This window comes from Corallococcus exiguus (assembly GCF_009909105.1).
GTDB classification, from domain to species: domain Bacteria; phylum Myxococcota; class Myxococcia; order Myxococcales; family Myxococcaceae; genus Corallococcus; species Corallococcus exiguus.
This window is the reverse complement of record NZ_JAAAPK010000001.1, coordinates 224,862-244,151: the sequence shown is the minus strand read 5'-3', so window position 1 is coordinate 244,151 and position 19,290 is coordinate 224,862. Positions and strand designations below refer to the sequence as shown.

Annotated in this window: 11 protein-coding genes; 8 read left to right on the top strand and 3 right to left on the bottom strand. The window is 70.9% G+C overall.

The window, feature by feature from the left end:
* Window positions 1–16: 16 nt before the first annotated feature.
* Window positions 17–1,141 carry an amidinotransferase gene (locus GTZ93_RS01030; RefSeq protein ID WP_172814664.1) on the top strand — a complete coding sequence of 375 codons (1,125 nt, stop codon included), beginning with the start codon at window positions 17–19 and terminating at the stop codon, window positions 1,139–1,141.
* Window positions 1,142–1,210: 69 nt separating this feature from the next.
* Window positions 1,211–9,979, top strand: a complete 8,769-nt coding sequence (locus GTZ93_RS01025) for a non-ribosomal peptide synthetase (protein ID WP_139921535.1) — start codon at window positions 1,211–1,213, stop codon at window positions 9,977–9,979.
* 6 nt (window positions 9,980–9,985) lie between these two features.
* Here the strand turns inward: GTZ93_RS01025 and GTZ93_RS01020 are convergent, their stop codons facing one another.
* Window positions 9,986–10,510, bottom strand: coding sequence for a hypothetical protein (locus GTZ93_RS01020; RefSeq protein WP_139921537.1), 525 nt, complete (start codon window positions 10,508–10,510; stop codon window positions 9,986–9,988).
* Window positions 10,511–10,649: 139 nt separating this feature from the next.
* On the opposite strand from GTZ93_RS01020, the gene GTZ93_RS01015 reads away from it, so the two are divergent.
* On the top strand, window positions 10,650–11,912 hold the full coding sequence (locus GTZ93_RS01015) for a Gfo/Idh/MocA family protein (protein WP_139921539.1): 1,263 nt from the start codon (window positions 10,650–10,652) through the stop codon (window positions 11,910–11,912).
* Between the two features lie 433 nt (window positions 11,913–12,345).
* A complete protein-coding gene (locus tag GTZ93_RS01010) occupies window positions 12,346–13,410 on the top strand; it encodes a FadR/GntR family transcriptional regulator (protein WP_315967307.1) in 1,065 nt (354 codons plus the stop codon).
* Window positions 13,411–13,445: 35 nt separating this feature from the next.
* On the opposite strand, the gene GTZ93_RS01005 is transcribed toward GTZ93_RS01010, so the two are convergent.
* Complete coding sequence (locus GTZ93_RS01005) at window positions 13,446–14,411, bottom strand: AraC family transcriptional regulator (protein ID WP_257979091.1); 966 nt, start codon at window positions 14,409–14,411, stop codon at window positions 13,446–13,448.
* 55 nt (window positions 14,412–14,466) lie between these two features.
* Between GTZ93_RS01005 and GTZ93_RS01000 the strand changes: the two genes are divergently transcribed.
* Window positions 14,467–15,555: an alkene reductase gene (locus tag GTZ93_RS01000; protein WP_139917124.1), complete on the top strand. Its 1,089-nt coding sequence runs from the start codon at window positions 14,467–14,469 to the stop codon at window positions 15,553–15,555.
* A gap of 20 nt (window positions 15,556–15,575) precedes the next feature.
* Window positions 15,576–16,439, top strand: coding sequence for a pirin family protein (locus GTZ93_RS00995; RefSeq protein WP_139917126.1), 864 nt, complete (start codon window positions 15,576–15,578; stop codon window positions 16,437–16,439).
* Between the two features lie 21 nt (window positions 16,440–16,460).
* Here the strand turns inward: GTZ93_RS00995 and GTZ93_RS00990 are convergent, their stop codons facing one another.
* Window positions 16,461–16,835, bottom strand: coding sequence for a DUF962 domain-containing protein (locus GTZ93_RS00990; protein ID WP_139917128.1), 375 nt, complete (start codon window positions 16,833–16,835; stop codon window positions 16,461–16,463).
* 219 nt (window positions 16,836–17,054) lie between these two features.
* On the opposite strand from GTZ93_RS00990, the gene GTZ93_RS00985 reads away from it, so the two are divergent.
* The gene (locus tag GTZ93_RS00985; RefSeq protein WP_167547781.1) at window positions 17,055–18,125 is read left to right on the top strand and encodes a hypothetical protein; all 1,071 of its coding nucleotides are present in this window, start codon (window positions 17,055–17,057) and stop codon (window positions 18,123–18,125) included.
* 5 nt (window positions 18,126–18,130) lie between these two features.
* Entirely contained in the window at window positions 18,131–19,264 is a 1,134-nt protein-coding gene (locus tag GTZ93_RS00980) for a hypothetical protein (protein WP_139917130.1), read from the top strand.
* Window positions 19,265–19,290: the final 26 nt, after the last annotated feature.

The window sequence follows — 19,290 nt, the reverse complement described above, 5'->3', positions numbered from 1 at the left end:
GCGGAGAAGACACGCCATGCAACGCACCAACCTCCAACTGGCCTCGCAGCACCCGTCGCTGGTCCCGCAGTCCCAGTCGCTTCCGGTGGTCTCCTCGCACACCGAATGGGATCCGCTCGAGGAGGTCATCGTCGGCGTCGCGGACGGCGCCACGGTGCCCTCGTGGCACGTGACCCTCAAGTCGACCATGCCCCGCAAGCACTGGGGCTTCTTCCAGGAGCACGGCGGCAAGCCCTTCCCCCAGGACATGGTGGACGCGGCCAACCGGGACCTGGACGAGTTCGCCCACATCCTGGAGGCCGAGGGCATCCGCGTCCGCCGCCCCGAGCGCGTCTCCCACACGAAGCCCTTCTCCACGCCGGACTGGCACTCGCCGGGAGGCCTCTACACGGCCATGCCCCGGGACCTGCTGCTCGTCGTGGGCGACCACCTCATCGAGACGCCCATGCCGTGGCGCTCCCGCTATTTCGAGGTACATCCCTACCGGAAGCTATTGAAAGAGTACTTCCACGCGGGCGCGCGGTGGACCTCCGCGCCCAAGCCGCAGCTGACGGACGAGTCGTTCGACGACACCTGGGAGGTGCCGGGTGACGACGAGCCCATGCGCTACGCCCTCACGGAGTTCGAGCCGCTCTTCGACGCGGCGGACTTCGTGCGCTGCGGCCGGGACCTCTTCTACATCCGCAGCCACGTGACGAACGCGTTCGGCGTGGAGTGGCTGCGGCGGCACCTGGGCAGCGAGTACCGCATCCACGAACTGAAGTGCCGGGACACCAAGCCCATGCACATCGACACGACGTTCATGCCGCTGGCGCCCGGCAAGCTGCTGGTGAACCCGGAGCGCGTGGACGAGCTGCCGCGGATGTTCAAGTCGTGGGACATCCTCCGCGCGCCGCCGCCCTGCGCCTCGGACGACCTCATCCTCTACTTCAGCGGCAAGTGGCTGAGCATGAACATCCTCATGCTCGATGAGCAGCGCCTCGTCGTGGACAAGAACGAGCACACGCTGATCCGCGCGTTCAAGGACTGGGGCTTCAAGCCCATCACCTGCAACTTCACGAACTTCTACCGGCTGGGAGGTTCGTTCCACTGCGCCACGCTCGACGTGCGCCGCCGTGGCGTCCTCCAGTCCTACTTCTGAGCCAAGGCTGCGCGCCCGCGCGCCGCATTCCCTCCTTCCGCCGACCATCCTCCCGAGGACCGCTCCAACATGTCGTCCACGCACCCCCGGCTCTCCGAATCCCCTTCCGAACAGCGTGAACCGCCGGCCCGAAACCTGGCGCGGGAGGACGCCCCCGCCGCGTCCTCCCGGGAGCTGGTGGCCTACGTCGTCCCGCGCCAGGGCCAGACGGCGCCCACCTTCGAGGAGCTGCGCGGCTTCCTCAAGGAGCGCCTGCCGGAGTCGCTCATCCCCCAGGCGTGGATGCTGCTGGAGTCCCTGCCCCTCACCATCAACGGCAAGGTGGACCTGCGCGCGCTGCCCGCGCCCCTGCGCCCCCAGGCGGCGCAGGCCTTCCTGCCGCCCCAGGGCGCGACGGAGGAGCTCATCGCCGGCACCTGGGCGAGCCTGCTGCGCGTGCCCCGCGTGGGACGGCACGACAACTTCTTCGAGCTGGGCGGCCACTCGCTCCTGGCCACCCAGGTGATGTCCCGCCTCAACTCCGCGCTGGGCACCGAGCTGCCGCTGCGCATCCTCTTCGAGTCCGCCACGGTGGCGGGGCTCGCCACCCGCGTGGACAGCGCGCGCGCCGAGGCTTCGGGGGACGCCCTGCCGCCGCTGGTCCCCGCGCCGCGGGACGCGGCCCTGCCGCTGTCCTTCGCCCAGCAGCGGCTGTGGTTCCTCGACCAGTTGGAGCCCGGCCTCACCGCCTACAACGTCGCGGGCGCGGTGCGGCTGTTGGGTCCGCTGGACGTCCAGGCCATGGCGAAGAGCCTGGAGGCGCTCGTGCAGCGCCACGAAACGCTGCGCACCACCTTCGCGCTGGTGGACGGACAGCCCGTGCAGCGGGTGCACCCCACGGTGGAGGTGCCGGTGCACGTGGAGGCCCTGTCCGGCGCCAGCGAGGACGCCGTTCGCCAGCGCGTGGAGGAGGAGGCGCGCAGGCCCTTCGACCTGGCCACGGGTCCGCTCCTGCGCGCGCGCCTGCTGGACCTGGGCGGCATGGAGCACGTGCTGCTCGTCACGATGCACCACATCATCTCCGACGGCTGGTCCATCAGCGTCTTCGTGCGCGAGCTGGCCGCCTTCTACGGCGCCTTCACCTCCGGGCAGGCCGCCGCGCTTCCGCCCCTGGCCGTGCAGTACGGGGACTTCTCCGTGTGGCAGCGCCAGTGGATGCGCGGCGAGCGGCTGGACGCGCAGCTGGCGTACTGGAAGCAGCAGCTGACCGGAGCACCGCCCTCGCTGGAGCTGCCCACGGACCGGCCCCGCCCGGCCGCGCAGCGCTACCGGGGCGCGCGCCACGCCTGGAAGCTGGGCAGGGCGCTGACGGATGCGCTCCAACAGCTGTCGCGCCGCCAGGACGTGACCCTCTTCATGACGCTGCTGGCGGGCTTCAACGTGCTCCTGGGCCGCTACGCGCGCACGGAGGACGTCGTCATCGGCAGCGCCATCGCCAACCGCGGCCACGTGGAGACCGAAGGGCTCATCGGCTTCTTCGTCAACACGCTGGCCCTGCGCACGGACCTCTCCGGCGACCCGCGCTTCGTGGAGCTGCTGGGCCGCGTGCGCCAGACGACGCTGGGCGCCTACGCCCACCAGGACGTCCCCTTCGAGAAGCTGGTGGAGGCGCTGCAACTGCCGCGCGACCTGAGCCGCCCGCCACTCTTCCAGGTCATGTTCGCGCTGCAGAACATGCCCCCGCCCCGCCTGGAGCTGGACGGCCTGACGCTGACGCCGGTGGACGTGGAGACCGGCTCCGCGCAGTTCGACCTGACCCTGAGCCTCACCGAGGACAAGGACGGCCTGGTCGCCTGGTTCGAATACAACACCGACCTCTTCGACGAGGCCACCGTCCAGCGGCTCGCGGGCCACTACCAGACGCTGCTGGAGGGCGCCGCGCGAGACCCGCGCCAGCGCCTCTCCCGGCTGCCGCTGCTCCCCCCCGCCGAACACCAGCGCCAGCTGCTGGACTGGAACCGCACGGACGTGCCCTGGCGGCGCGACGAGTGCTTCCACGAGGTCTTCGAGGCCCAGGTGAACCGCACACCGGACGCGCTCGCCGCCGTGTGCGAGGGCCGCTCCCTCACGTACCGGGAGCTGGACGCGCGGGCCAACCGGCTGGCGCACCACCTGCTGGCCGCGGGCGTGTCCACGGACCGCATCGTCGCGCTCTTCCTGGACCGGGAGCTGGAGTTCCTCGTCGCCATGCTCGCCGTCTGGAAGGCGGGCGGGGCGTACGTGCCCATCGACCCGGCCCTGCCCCGGCACCGGCTGCGCTCCGTCGTGGAGCAGAGCCAGTGCGTGATGCTGCTCACGGAGGAGCGCCACCTCGCGGACGCCCGGGACATCGCCTCCGGCCGCCCCGTGGCGCGGGTGACGGAGCTGCTGGAACAGGACGCCCCCTGGACGCGCCCGGACGTGCACGTGCCGCCGGAGGCGCTCGCCTACGTCATCTTCACGTCGGGCTCCACCGGCATGCCCAAGGGCGTGATGATTGAACACGTCGGCATGCTCAACCACCTGCGTGCGAAGCAGCACACGCTGGGCATCACCGCCCGGGACGTGGTGGCCGAAATCGCCACGCCCAGCTTCGACGTGTCGGTGTGGCAGTTCGTCTGCGCGCTGCTCGTGGGCGCGCGCACGGCCATCTTCAAGGACGAGTCCGCGTGGGAGCCCGTCCAGCTGCTGGCGAAGATGCGGGACGAACGGGTCACCGTCCTGGAGACGGTGCCCACGCACATGCGCATCATGCTGGAGGAGATGGAGGCCAACCCCGGCCGCTACGACCTCTCCGCCATGCGCTGGTTCATCGTGAACGGTGAGCCGCTCCTGCCGGAGCTGTGCGCGCGCTGGTTCAAGCTCTGGCCGGGCGTGCCCATGGTGAACGCCTACGGCGCCACGGAGGTCTCCGACGACAGCGCGCACTACCCCATGCGGTCCGCGCCCTCCATGCACTGGGCCAGCCTGCCCATCAACGGCACGCTGCCCAACCTCCAGGCGTACATCCTGGACACCTTCCTGCAGCCGGTGCCCATCGGCGTCGCGGGGGAGATGTACATCGGCGGCGTCGGCGTGGGGCGCGGCTACCTGGGGGACCCCCTCAAGACGGCCCGCTCGTTCGTGCCGGATCCGTTCGCCACGGAGCCCGGCCAGCGGCTGTACCGCACCGGCGACCTGGTGCGCTTCCTGGAGGACGGCAGCATCGAGGTGCTGGGCCGCATCGACCACCAGGTGAAGGTCCGCGGCTTCCGCATCGAGATTGGCGAAGTGGAGTCCGCGCTCGCCCAGCACCCGGACCTGCGGGACTCGGTCGTCATCGCTCGCGGGGACAAGGGCCACGCGAAGCGGCTGGTGGCCTACGCCGTCCTCAAGGAGGCGGAGGCCGTCACCCCGGCCGCGCTCGCGGAGTACCTGTCCAGCCGGCTGGCGGACTACATGGTGCCGTCCGCCTTCGTGCTGATGGACGCGCTGCCGCTGTTGCCCAACGGCAAGGTGGACCGCAACGCGCTCCCCGCGCCGGGAGAGGGTGACCTCGGGTCGCTCACCGCCTACGTGGCGCCCCGCACGCCGCTGGAGCAGCGGGTCGCGGACGTCTGGGCGGACCTGCTGGGTCTGCCCCGCGTCGGCGCGGAGGACAACTTCTTCGCGCTCGGCGGGCACTCGCTGGTGGCCATCCAGTCCAACGCGAAGCTGCGCGCCCTCACCGGCGTGGAGCTGTCCGTGCGCGACCTCTTCGAGGGCCAGACGGTGGCGCGCATCGCGCAGCGCATCGAGGCCTTGCAGAGCGTCCCCGCGGACGGTGCCGCGCCGGCGGTGGCGCTGCCGCCCCTGCGCAGGCTGGAGCCCCGGGCGCACTACCCGCTGGCCACGTACCAGTTCCCCGAGTGGTACATGCACGAGCTGGAGCCGGACAGCCCGTTCTACAACGTGTGCATCGGCGACCTGGTGCTCACCGGCGACCTGGACCTGGACGCCTTCACCCGCGCCTGGCAGACGCTGGTGGACCGCCACGACATCTTCCGGCTGCACTTCGGCTACGTGGACGGCCAGCCCGTGCAGCGCGTCCGCCCACACGTGGCCGTCACCCGCGAGTCGCTGTACCTGGACCGGCGCGACGTCCCGGACGCGGACTTCCACGCGGAGGTGCAGCGGCTGGCGCGGCGGCACAGCGGCATGTCGCTCGACTTCGAGAACGGCCCGATGTTCCACGTGAAGCTCGCGCACTTCTCCGGCGGCCGCTTCCTGGTCCTCTTCCTCGTCCACCACATCATCTGGGACGAGACCTCCACCATGAACCTGGCGCGGGAGCTGAGCGAGCTCTACAACGCCTTCCGCGCGGCGCGCGCCCCGCGCCTGCCGGAGCTGCGGCTGGGCTACGTGGACTACGCCGCGTGGATCCACGACGCCGTGGCCTCTGGCGGCCTGGAGCCCCAGCGCCGCTACTGGCTCCAGAAGTTCGCCACGCTCCCGCCGCCCCTGGAGTTGCCGCTCGACTTCCCGCGCCCCGCCTTCCAGACGTTCAACGGCGCGGAGGTCCACAGGGTCATCCCGAAGGAGCGGAGCGCCGCCATTGACGCCTTCGCCCGCCGGCACCACACCACGCTCAACATCGTCTTCCTCTCCGCGCTGCACGCGCAGCTGCACCGGCTGAGTGGACAGCGGGACTTCGTGGTGGGCACGCCCATCGCCAACCGCGACGACGAGCGCGTGGCACCGCTCCTGGGGCTCTTCGCCACCGCGCTGCCCATGCGCTGCACCGTGCGGCCGGGCATGACCTTCCAGCAGCTGTTGGAGGACACGCGCCAGACGGCGGCGGAGGCGTATGACCACCACGTCTACCCCAGCGTGCTGGCCATCCAGGAGCTGAACCCGGACACGGACCTGTCCCGCAACCGCCTCTTCTCCGTGATGTACGGGTTGCAGAACAACAAGCTGCGGCTCGCCGACGAGGTCCGCTTCGACGGGCTCCAGCTGGAGTTCCTGCGCGGCATCGAGGTCGCCGAGAGCGAGACGTCCAAGTTCGACCTCACGTACATCGTGGACCACGTCGCCAGCGGCGTCATCGTCCGGCTCAACTACAACACCGACCTGTTCAAGGCCGCGACCGCGGAGCGGATGCTGGAGCAGTACCTCTCGCTCGTCGAACAGCTGGTGGCGGACCCCACCCGCGCGCTCGCGGACTACCGGATGCTGTCCACGACGTCGGAGCAGCGGCTGCTGCACGCGTTCAACGACACGGCGCTGCCCTTCGACGCGGACACTGGCGTGCACCGCCTGGTGGAAGCGCAGGTGGAGCGCACGCCGGACGCGGTGGCGCTCTCGTGGGAGGGCGGACACATCACGTACCGGCAGCTGGACCATGAGGCCAACCGCTGGGCCCACCACCTGCTGGCGCATGGCGTGGGCCCGGAGGACCGGGTCGGCGTGCGCCTGGAGCCGTCACCGGAGCTGGTGCTCGCGCTGCTGGCCGTGCTCAAGGCGGGCGCCGCGTACGTGCCCGTCAGCCCGGAGCATCCCGAGGAGCGCCAGGCACAGGTGCTGGACGCCGCCGGAGCCCGGCTGCTCATCACCGCGGGGCCGCTCGCCCAGAGCCTCCAGCGCCCGAGGCTGACGGTGCTCTCCATGGACGCGGAGCGCGCTGGCGTGGCGTCCCGGCCCTCCACCACCCCGGCGGGCTCACCGGGGGGCCGGGCCCTGGCCTACGTGCTGTTCACGTCGGGCACCACGGGCGTACCGAAGGGCATCGAAATCGAGCACCGGGGCATCGCCAACGTCGTCGCCTCCACCCAACGGGACTACGCGCTGGACGCGAGCGACGCGGTGCTGCTGCTCACCTCGTTCACGTTCGACCCGTTCGTGCTGGACCTCTACTGGCCGCTGACCGTGGGCGCGCGCGTGGTGATTCCGCCGCACGCCGCGGCCCGCTCGCCCCAGCACCTGGCGGAGGTCGTGCGCCGTGAAGCCATCACCCTGTTCCAGTGCGTGCCCCTGATGCTGGGGGAGCTGGTGGACGCGCGGCGTGCCGGACGCATCCCGGAGCTGCCGTCGCTGCGGCGGGTCCTCTCCGGAGGCGCGTACCTGCCGCGCGAGCTGCGCGACGCGTTCCTCGCGACGTTCCCCGCCCGCCTGGCGAACCACTACGGCCCCACGGAGGTCACCGTGGATGCCAGCCGCTTCGACTGCGCGCGGCCGGTGGAGGGCGACATCGTCCCGCTGGGCCGGCCCATCGCCAACACGCGCCTCTACCTGTTGGATGAAGCGCTGCGCCCCGTGCCCTTCGGCGTCACCGGCGAGCTGTACGTGAGCACGCCGGGGCTCGCGCGCGGCTACCTGGGCGACCCGGCGCGAACCGCGCGTGCCTTCCTGCCGGACCCCTTCCACCAGGAGCCGGGCGCGCGGATGTACCGCACCGGGGACCTGGGCCGGTACACCGAGGCGGGCGACGTCGAGTTCATCGGCCGCGTGGACAAGCAGGTGAAGGTCCGCGGCAACCGCGTGGAGCTGGAGGAGATTGAATCCCGGCTCGCCGCGCACCCGGCGGTGGCGGGCTGCATCGTGCGGCACTCGAAGAAGCCCGGCGGCGGCGATGGCCTGGTGGCCACCGTGGAGCTGCACGAGGCCGCGAGCACGCTCCAGGGGGAGGGCCTGCGCTACAGGATGTTCACGCTTGCCCAGCGCCCGGAGCTGAAGCGGGCCATGGACGACCTGCACGTGGGCGCGTGGCCGGACTTCTTCGCGGGGGACACCGTCCTGCGCGAGTTCTGGCCGCGGCTCGCGGAGGAGTTCGCCGCGCACCAGTTCGCGCTCGTCGACGAGGACGACGCGGTGGTGGCCGCCGGCAACGCGCTGCCCATCCGTTGGGACGGCACGCGCGAGGGCCTGCCCGCGGGCTGGGACGCGGGGCTGCGGCAGGGCTTCGAGGACGCGGCGCGCGGCGTGCCCTCCGACACGCTGATGATCCTCACCGGCGTGGTGGCCGAGGACGCCCTGGGCCGGGGGCTCGCCACGCTCATCCTGCGGGGCTTCAAGGCCCTGGCGCGCGCGCACGGGCTGGGCCGGGTGGTCGTCCCGGTGCGGCCCACCGGCAAGGCGTCGCGTCCCGACCTGTCCTTCGAACAGTGGTGCCACGCGCGCCGCGAGGACGGACAGCTCCAGGACCCATGGCTGCGCATCCACGAGCGCGTGGGCGGCCGGATGCTCCACGTGGAGTCACGCTCGCAGTACATCCGCGCGGACCTGGCTTCGTGGGAACAGTGGAGCGGCCAGCGGCTCGCCGCGTCCGGCGAGTACGCGCTCCCGGGCACCATGCAGCCGGTGACGGTGGACGTGGAGCGGGGCTTCGCCGAGTACCACGACCCGAGCGTGTGGATGGAGCACCCGCACGCGGAAGGCGAGCCCTCCGCCTGGCGACTCCTGGACGGCGCACGGCTCCAGGACTTCCTCGCGAAGACGCTGCCGGACTACATGCTGCCGGAGCGCTACCAGTTCGTCTCGCGCCTGCGCCGCAATCTCAGCGGCAAGGTGGATGAGCGCGCCCTGCCCCCGGCCTTTGGTGACGAAGGGCCCGCCGCGCCGCCGGTCGCGCCCCAGACGCCGCTCCAGGAGCGGCTGGCGGAACTCTGGAAGGACGTGCTGGGCCTGCCCAACGTGGGCATCCACGCGGACTTCTTCGAGTTGGGAGGGCACTCCATGCGCGCCCTCCAGCTGCTGGCGCGCATGACCGACCAATTCGGCGTGACGCTGGGCCTGCGGCAACTGCTCAAGCACCGCACCATCCACCGCCTGGAGAAGCTCGTCGGCGAGGCCCTGGCCACCCGGACCCGGGCCCCCACGCCAGACACAGCGCTGGCCGTATCTCATGAAGCCTCCCTCACGGCCGTGCCCGTGGTGGAAGCGGCCCCTGCGCTCTCCCCCGAGGGCCGGGGCGACGCCGTGGGCCACCACGGGGAGCTGCTCCAGGGCGTGTTCCGCGACGCGGACGGGCGCCTGCACCGGGGGCTGCTGTCGCTGCCCTGCGGCATGCTTCGCTCGGATGCGCGCTTCCAGCTCACGTCCGGCGAGGGGCTCACCGTGGAGCCCACGTGGAAGACGAAGGCGGCGCGGGCCGCCGCGCTCACCCTGGAATGGGCGGGCGTGGAGCCGCGCGGCGCGCACCTGGTGGTGCACAGCAACATCCCCGTGGGCTGGGGGCTGGGCTCCTCCACGAGCGACGTGGTGGCCACCATCCGCGCCGTGTCCGCGGCGCTGGGCCGGCCGCTGACGCCGGAGGACACCGCGCGGCTGGCGGTGAAGGCGGAGACGGCGTCGGACTCCACCATCTTCGGCAACAGCGCGCTGATCTTCGGTCATCGCGAGGGCGTGGTGCTCCACCGCTTCAGCGGCGAGGTGCTCGACCTGCGGGTGGTGAGCATCAACCTGGACCCCGGCGGCAAGGGCGTGGACACCCTGGCCCACGCGCCCGCTCGCTACGACAGCGAGGAGATCGAGGAGTTCCAGCGCCTGCGCGCATCGCTGGAGCGGGCGCTCGCGACAGGGGACTACCGGCTGTTGGGCGAGGTGGCCACGGCCAGCGCGCGCATCAACCAGCGCTTCCTGCCCAAGCCCCACTTCGAGCTGCTGCTGGAGGTGATGGAGGCCTCCGGCGCGGTGGGACTCCAGGTGGCGCACAGCGGAACGGTGGCGGGGCTGCTCTTCGACCCACGCACGTCCGACGTGGAGGCGCGGCTGTCGAAGTGCCAGGCGCTCCTCACGGAGCGGGGCTTCCCCGGCACGTGGCGCTTCTCCAGCCACGACCGGAGCCGGCCCGCCTCCGCCTGACGCGTGCTACGCGGGAGGCCGGTGCGCGGCGGCATGGCCGCGCATCACCTCCTGGAAGAAGCGCCGTCCGACGAAGAAGCCGCCCAGCGGAGCACCGGACCAGAGCGCTCCAGTGGACGGGTCGAGGATCCACGGCGTGATGTCGATGCCCTCCGCGCCCGAGGCCCTGCGCAGTGGTCCCAGCCGCGCCCGGTCCTCGGGCGTGGGCGGACTTCCCAGCTCGAACACCTCGATGGACGCGTGCCGCGCTGGGGAGCGCGCCGCGCCGGCATCCAGGCAGCGTGAAGCCAGCGCCGTCACCTCTTCGCGAGTCAGGGCGAAGCGCCGCGCCGGGTCCCGCGCGCGGTCCACCATGCACGCCAGCTTCAGCCCGCGTGCGTCCCACCGGTGCACCACCACGTCCGCGGCGTCCGCCAGGGCCTGGGCTCCGTCGGGGGCGCCCCAGACGAAGCCGCGCTCGGCGACAGCGCGGTGGGCGAAATAGGAAGCGAAGGACGCGGCATCACCGCGCTGTTCAGGAGAGGTCGTCATGGGAGGCAGCACACGCCGCCTCGATTCTGTTTCCAACAGCCCCCCACGTCGGCCGAGCGAAGCCCACCCCTCTCGTCCCATCCGACGCTTGGATTCCGGCCGCATCACGCACCGACACCAGGCCCCAGGAGGCCCGCGCATGATGGACGACGCATCCCGGCTGTGGACCCGCAGGCGCATGCTGGAGGCCACGGGGGGACTCCTCACCGCGAGCGCGTGGATGCCCCCGGTGCTCGCCGCCGCGCCGCAGGTGAAGCTGCCGGACACCTTCGCCAAGACGGAGCGCGAGCGTCCCGGTCCACCCAACCCACAGCCCGAATCCGAGCGCGTGGGCTGGGCCGTGGTGGGCCTGGGCCACCTGTCGCTCGAGGAAATCCTCCCCGCCTTCGGACAGATGAAGCGCGGCAGAGTGGTGGCGCTGGTGAGCGGCGACCGCGCGAAGGCACAGGCCATCGCGAAGCAGTACGGCGTGCCGGACAAAGGCCTCTACGACTACAAGTCGTTTGATCAGCTCAAGGACAACCCGGAGGTGCAGGCCGTCTACATCGTCCTGCCCAACAGCATGCACGCGGAGTTCACCGTGCGCGCGGCGCAGGCGGGCAAGCACGTGTTCTGCGAGAAGCCCATGGCCAACACCTCGGCCGAGTGCCAGCAGATGATCGACGCGTGCAAGAAGGCGGACCGCAAGCTGGGCATCGCCTACCGCCTCCAGTACGAGCCGTACCACCGCGCAGTCATCCAGATGGCGCGCAACAAGGAACTGGGCACGCTCAAGCTCTTCACCGCGAACAACGGCCAGAACCAGGGCGAACCCAACCAGTGGCGTCACAAGAAGGCACTGGCGGGCGGCGGCGCGCTGCCGGACGTGGGCATCTATTGCCTCTCCGCCGCGCGCTACTTCAGCGGCGAGGAGCCCACGGAGGTGCAGGGCTTCAGCCAAAGCACGCCCAACGACCCGCGCTTCAAGGAGGTGGAGGAGTCCTTCGCCTTCCACCTGCGCTTCCCCTCCGGCTTCCAGGCGCACTGCACCAGCCACTACAGCACGCATGAGACGAAGGACCTGCGGCTGATGGGTACGGACGGCTGGGCGTCCATGGACCCTGGCTTCGCCTACAGCGGGCTGCGCCTGCGCGTGGGAATGAAGTCCAAGACGTTCCCCAAGGCAGATGACACGGTGGAGCGAAGCTTCAGCCAGCCGAGCCAGTTCGCCCGGGAGATGGACCACTTCTCTCGCTGCGTGCAGGAGAACACCGTCCCGCACACGCCGGGCGAGGAGGGCCTCGCGGACGTGCGCATCATCGAAGCGCTCTACCGCTCCGCGCAGGAGGGCAAGGTGGTGAAGCTGGAGGCCGCGAAGAAGCTGGATGCCTTCCGCGGTCCGCCGCCCAAAGAAGAAGGCTGAGCCCCATGCAGGCCACCAGCGGTCCGTGACCAGGCCCTGCGCCCCGAAGTTCTCCGCGAGGACGCACGCCTCACGGAACGCTGCGATGGGGTGCGTGCACGGACGGCAAGTCGGGAAACGGGCAGAGGCATCTGCCCGGGCACCGCTGCCTCAAAACCTGCCCGACTGTCGGACAGATTTCCGCGGCGTGGGGCCTGTGGCCGCGCTGGTTCGTTCGGCAGGGCGCGACGTCGTGAGTGCGCGAACGCCAACATGGGTCACGGATGGAGGCGCCCGCCCGGGGCCGGTTGCCTCAAAACCTGTCCGACAGTCGGACAGGTTTTTCTCCGACCGGGCCGGAGGGTGCCCCCCTGGCTGGCAATGAGAATGGTGGGCTCGCACGTCCATGTCAGACCCCTGTGGTTGGATGGCGATGCTGGGACGAGGAGGGGGAGTGGGGATGGAACGGCGAGGACTCGTGGCCTATGTGGAGGCGCAAATCGAGCGCGATATCGCGCTGGGGCGGCTGCACCCGAGCGGACAATTCGGCTCCGAAGCGAAGCTGGCGCGCCGCTATGAGGTGTGTCGGGGCACCATCCGCGAGGCGCTGCGGCGGCTGGCGGCGCGAGGCCTGGTGGTGCAGCGCCCCGGACGCAAGACGCGCGCGGTGGCGTTGGATGAGTCACTGACGCTGGAGAATCTGGGGCTGGCGCTGCATGACGCGAGCAACCCGGATGCCCGGTGGCTTCTGGAGGGCTACTTCAGCCTCAAGCGGCAGGTGCTGGTGGAGCTTCTGGCCGACTGCTGCGCGAGGGCCTCGGACCTCGACTTGGACCGGCTGGGGAGCACGTGCTACCAGCTCCAGGACGCGGCGCGCTGGGAGTCGGGGGAAGTCTGCGCGCAGGCGGAGTTCGAGTTGCTGCGGCATGCGGCGCGGGTGGCGGCGCGTCCGGGGCACGTGCTCCTCGTTCAGTCCCTGCAGCGGGCCTTCCTGGGAGGAGCCGCCCAACTGCTGCCGCTCATGGGCGGAGAGGCGCTGCGCGAGTGGGCCTTCCGCGTGATGGCGATTCTGAACGAGCGCGACGTGCAGGCACTGCAGCATGAGCTGCCAGCGCTGCTGAAGGTGCGCGATGAGCGCGTACTGAATGCCTTTGCCCCTGCTTCCCAGGAGAAGGCTTCACCTGAGGCCCACGTTCCCCCCGTGACATCAGCCACGCAGGACTCTGCGCCAAAGACACACCCCTGCACGGAAGAGCGTGACCCCGGCGCTCCTACGTCAGCCCCTGGGCAGGACGCGTCGCAGACACACCACTGCGTGGAGGAGCATCGATTCGACGACCTCGTGTCGACCGCGGAGCAGGACACGGCACCCGAGGACCGCCTCGTGAAGCCGAACAGCGGGCAACCACCGCCTCCAGCCGCTCCGGGATGCTCCACCTGCGAGTTCCGAGGGGAATGCACTGAGAAGAGCGTGGCCGATGCGGCCTTGGAAGACCCGTTCGACTGTCGGTCAGGTTGAGGCATCGCGCCTCCAACGGACCGCTCACTCCCTACTCACGCCCGGCGGTGGCTGCGCCGGTACGCGCCGGGAGCGGTCCCGTCCCAACGCTTGAAGGCCCGGTTGAAGGACGCCTCGCTCTGGTAGCCGATGGCAGGAGCGACCTCGCTCAAAGGCAGCTCGCTTTCGCGCAGGAGCTGGGCGGCCTTGATCATCCGCCATCCCACCAGGTACTCCAGCGGCGGTTCCCCCACGAGCTCGCTGAAGCGCGCGGCGAAGCCGGACCGCGACAGGGCCACGGCGGACGCGAGGCTCTCCACCGTCCAGGGCTCCTCGGGGCGCTCGTGGATGAGCGCGAGCGCCTTGCCAATCTGCGGATCCGCCAACGCCCGCAGCCCGCTCTCCCGGCACGACACCTCCGACTTCATGATGTGCGCCCGCAGGGCCTGCACCAGCAGGATGTCCGCGAGCCGGCTCATGATGACGGTGGCGCCCGGGTGCGACGACGCGCTCTCCGTCAGCAGCAACTGCACCGTGGACGCCAGTGACGGCGCCGTCGCCGCGTCGTCCGCGGCCAGGTGGATGACGCGGGGAAGCTCCTTGAAGAGGAGCGTGCGCGGCGCGACACCCAGCTGGAACGACGCCGCGACCAGCGTCGTCCGCTCGCCGTCGCCCCCCAGCCGGATGGAACCCTTTCCACGTGCGTTCGCGCAGGCCCCATGCGCCAGGACATGAACGGGGCTGTCTTCCGCGTCGCGCAGCGTGTGCCCTCCGCCATGCGGCAGCACCGCCAGGTCTCCCGCGCACAGCACCAGGGCCCCCGGAACACCCTCCACCTCCAAACGGGCCCCGCCGCGCGCGACAAGGATGATGTGCGCACCCGGGGACGTCCCGAACTGGAGCCCCCACGGGGCGAACAGCTCGAAGCGGCCGTGCATCCGGGTGGACAGGCGCAGGGTGTCCAGGACGTCCGCCAGGACATCCGCCCCCTGAACCTCCAGCGAATCTGGACGATCGGTCAATTTGTTTGGACTGGATGCCATGGCACGTCCATAGCGCCTGGAGCATTCAACGGCCATGGCAAATACACTCAAGCTCCTCTCCCCCCTCCGCCTGGGCCGGCTCGAACTGAAGAACCGGCTGGTGATGGCCCCCATGACCCGCAGCCGGGCGCTGGTGGACGGCAACGTCCCCAACCCGCTGGCGGTGACCTATTACGAGCAGCGGGCGTCCGCGGGCCTCATCGTCACCGAGGGCACCCAGGTCAGCCCCCAGGGCGTCGGGTACATCCGCACGCCGGGCATCCACTCGCCGGAGCAGGTGGCGGGCTGGAAGAAGGTGACGGACGCGGTCCACGCGGCGGGCGGACTCATCTTCGCGCAGCTGTGGCACGTGGGGCGCGTCTCGCACCCGGACTTCCACGGGGGCGAATTGCCGGTGGCGCCCTCCGCGATTCCGGTGGAGCAGGAGGTCTTCACGTTCCAGGGCAAGAAGCGCGCGGTGACGCCCCGGGCCCTGGAGACGCATGAGATTCCCGGCGTCGTCGAGCAGTTCCGCCAGGCCGCTCGCAACGCGAAGGAGGCCGGCTTCGACGGCGCGGAGCTGCACGGCAGCAACGGCTACCTGTTGGACCAGTTCCTGCGGGACGGCTCCAACCAGCGCACGGACGCGTACGGCGGCAGCATCGAGAACCGGGCGCGCCTCCCGCTGGAGGCGGCAAGGGCGGTGGCGGAGGTGTTCGGCGCGGACCGCGTGGGCTACCGGCTCTTCCCGCAGAACTTCCCGTACACGGGCATGCACGACTCCACGCCCACGGAGACCTTCACGTATCTGGCCCGCGAGTTGGGCAAGCTGGGCCTGGGATACCTGCACGTGACCGAGCTCGTCACGGGCCCCGCCGCTCCGGCGCCCGAGCAGCGCATCACTCCGGCGATCCGCAAGGCCTTCTCGGGCGTCATCATCGCCAACGGGGGCTACGACGCGCAGGCCGGTGAAGCGGTCATCGAGCGCGGCGAGGCGGACCTCGTGGCGTACGGCGTGCCGTTCCTCGCGAACCCGGACCTGCCGGAGCGCTTCCGCCGGTCCGCCCCGCTCAACACGCCGGACGCGTCGACCTTCTTCCAGGGCGAGGAGCAGGGCTTCACGAGCTACCCGGCGCTGAGCTGAACCGAAAGGAGGGAACCGTCATGAGCACGCAGCGAATGGATGTCCTGGAGCGAAGGCTGGCGCGGATCATCGACCTACCCGAGCCCACGCAGGGGCAGTTCGGGCCCGCGCACACGGTGGTGCCGGTCATCTCACCGGAGGACTATGCGCGGTCGGATCCGTTCATCCTGTTGATGGATGACCGCATCGACGGCAAGCCCATTGGCGGGCCGCATCCGCACGCGGGCTTCGAGACGGTGACCCTCGTGGTGAAGGGCGGGATGACCCACGACAGCGGCAGCCTGGGCGAAGGCGACGTGCAGTGGATGACGGCTGGCAGCGGCGTCATCCACGGCGAGGGCCTGGAGGGCGACCTGGGCCAGGCGCGCATCCTCCAGCTCTGGCTCACCCTGCCCAAGGCACAGCGCTGGGTTCCCGCGGGCTACCAGGACCTGCCGTACGCGGAGCTTCCGGTGCGGCGCGAGCCGGGCGTGGAAGTGCGGCTGTACAGCGGCACGTCGGGGACGGTGCGGTCAGCGACGAAGAACTATGTGCCCGTCACGCTGGCGGAGCTCCAGTTGGAGCCGGGTGCGTCCATCGCGCAGGACCTGCCCGCTTCGTACAACGGCTTCTTCTACGTGCTGGCGGGAGAGGTCGCGGTGGGGCCGGACCGCCAGGCGCTGAAGCCCGGGCAGGTGGGCTGGCTGGACCGGCCGGTGTCGAGCGGAGACAGCACGGTCCACGTCACCGGGACGACGCGGGCGCGAGTGCTGCTGTACGCCGGTCAACCGCAGCGCGAGCCGCTGGTGAGCCACGGGCCGTTCATCGGGGACACCCAGGAGGACATCATGAGGTCCTTCGCGGGGTACCGCGCGGGCCGCTTCGGTCCGCCACCGCAGAGGTAGTGGACCGAGGCTTCGCGAACGTCAGCGGCTTTCGACGGGGGCCGGCGCCAGGGTGGCGGCGGCCGGCGCACCGGAGTTCGCGCGCTCCAGGTGCGGACCCAGCTGGCCCATCAGCATCAGCCCGGCCATGCGGAAGTCGGAGATGAACGACCAGAGCGGGTACTTGAAGGTCGCGGGGCGGTTGTGCTCGATCTTGAAGTGGCTGGCCCACGCGAAGCCGTAGGCGCACACCAGGGCGGCGGGAATCAGCGCGCCGCGTCCGGTGACGGCGGCGGTGATACCCAGGCCCAAGCCCAGGCCGGTGCCGACGAAGTGCAGCCAGCGTGTCGACGCATGCGAGTGCTCGCGCAGGTAGAACGGCCAGAACTCGGCATAGGTCTGGATGCGGTCGGACATGAAGTGAAGTTGTGTCCAGCTGCCCGCCTCTCGTCAACCCATGCGGGCCACCTTCGTGCCTGCACCGACGCAACCCGGACGGGACCGAGGGCAGGAGAGCAGCCAGGCGGTCCCCGACGCGGCCCGTCGTTTTCGGACGGACCGGGAACAATCCGGTGAGGACGGCCCTGACGGAGAGAGGCGCGAACCGAGCGTGTCGTGAAAGACTCGGGGGCGCGCATGAGTGACTGGACGCCCAAGCTGAACCCGACGGTGGACCTGCGGCGGCTCCCGCTGAACGCGGAGGAGGGCTTCGTGCTGTCGCGGCTGGATGGCCACACGCGAGAGAAGGACCTGCCCGCCCTGACAGGGTTCCCGCCAGACAAGCTGCGGGACATCCTCGCGAGGCTGGTGTCCCAGGGAGCGCTGCTGCCGGGCACGGAGGTCGCGAGTCCCGTGAACACGGTGCGACCGCCGGAAGCTCCGGCCCCGTTCACGGATCATCCCGCGCCGTCGCTCGACGCGAGCGACACGGAACCGCTGCCGGAAGCGGAGTCCTCGGACGGCGCCGACGACGATGACGCCGGTGCCACGGACGACGTGCCGGAGACGGTGCAGGGCGACTACCGCAAGCTCTTCGAGACGCGGCTGCACGCGCTGCCGGAAGACCAGCGGGTGGCGCTCGCGCATGGGGCGGAGGACCCGGAGCTGTCCGCGCTGTGCTTCGACCCGGTGCCCGCCGTCATCAAGGCCGTGCTGGAGAACTCGCGAGTGGGCCTCGCGCACGCACGGCTCATCGCGAGGCACCACCGCAACCCCGTGGGCCTGGAGGCGCTGGTGGCCCGAGCCGCCTTCGCCGCGGACACAGGCGTGCGCCGCTTCCTCGTGCGCAACCCACAGCTGCCGGCCGCCCTCTTCCGCCGCCTGTGGGCGATGCGCCGCCTGATGGAGCACCACAAGCTCACGGTGGACCGGGACGTACCGGAGCAGACCCGCCGCACCGCGCGCGAGCTGTTGCGCCAGCGCTTCTCCACCGGTCCGTCCGAGGAGAAGGTGGAGCTCATCCTCAACACGGAAGGCCGGGCCCTGGGCGCGCTCGTGGGAATGCCGGTGGACGGCAAGACGACGTCGCTCTTGTGCGGACGCACGTACCGCTCGCCCATGCTGGTGCAGAACATCGCGCGCTGGAGCGCCGCGCCGCCCGCGCTCATCGCGCATCTGCTCAAGCAGGAGCTGGTCCGCCGTCAGCCCCAGCTGCGCATGATGCTCGCGCGCCACCCCAACGCCCCCGCGGACGCGAAGCGCGCCTGAGCCTCATGCCCCACGCCGAAGCCAGGGTCGTCCGCGAGTTGAAGCACCACCTGCTCAAGCACGGGCTGCGCAGGTCGCGCGTCCTGCACCTGCTGGTGGATGCGCATCCTTCGTATGTCCGCAGCCCGTTCGCCCGGGAGCTGGAGCCCATGACGCGGCTCACGCTGGAGGGCACCCGGCCGGACATCCTGTGCAGCGTGGCGCGGCCCGAGGGCGTCCTCGTCACGGGCATCGAGGTGAAGGCCTCTGAAAGGGATTGGGTCCAGGGCCTGGGCCAGGCGCACAGCTACCGCGCGGGCGTCCATCACGCGTACCTCGCGCTGCCGGCCTCCGCCGCCGACCTCCGCGCCCCCACCCTGGCGCAGGCGCGGAGCATCGGGGTCGGCATCCTCGCCCGGGACGCGAAGCACTGGGTGGAGGTCATTCCTCCCGCGGACCCCACCCCACTGCCTCGCGCCGTCAGCCAGGCCTCGTCGCTGCTCGAAGGCGTCCCCGCCGCGCGCAGCCTCCAGCTCAACCATCCCCTCAACTACCTCGCGGCCGCGTTCCTCGCGGACCGGGGTGCTCCTTCCGGAGCGCTGATGAAGTCGCTCGCCGCGCACTGGAAGGACCTGGGGAGCGACAGCTCCCGGCGCCACGCGGCCACGGGCGCCAACACGCTCGGGCTGCTGGACCTGGACTGGAAGCCCACGCTCGAAGGCCGCACCGTGGCGGACCTCCTGTCCGCGCTCCAGTTCGACCCCGACACCCGCTACGACAAGCGCAAGCGCCTGCTGGACGTGCACGCGGCCTTCGCCGCCGTGGCGCGCTTCGTCCTCATCCGGCAGCCCGCGGTGCGCCTCATCCACCGGACCCTCACGGACCACGGCGGAAGCCTCACGTTGCCGGAGCTGGCCGTGGCGGCGGGCCATGACGACCCGGCGCTGGCGACAGCCCTCTTCCTCGCGGACCCCTCCGGAACGCTGAAGCCCGGGCTGCGGGGGCCGGACATCAACCCGTCCACCGTCTTCAAACTCAAACAGAACCTCTGGCACGCGGGCCTGCTCGACACCAAGGCCCACGGCACCGCCGGAAAGGACGCCCGCGCCTACCGGCCCGCTGAAGACATCTGGGCCCTGCCTCGCGACAAGGCCTCTTGACTACAACTGTAGCCATGGCATACCGC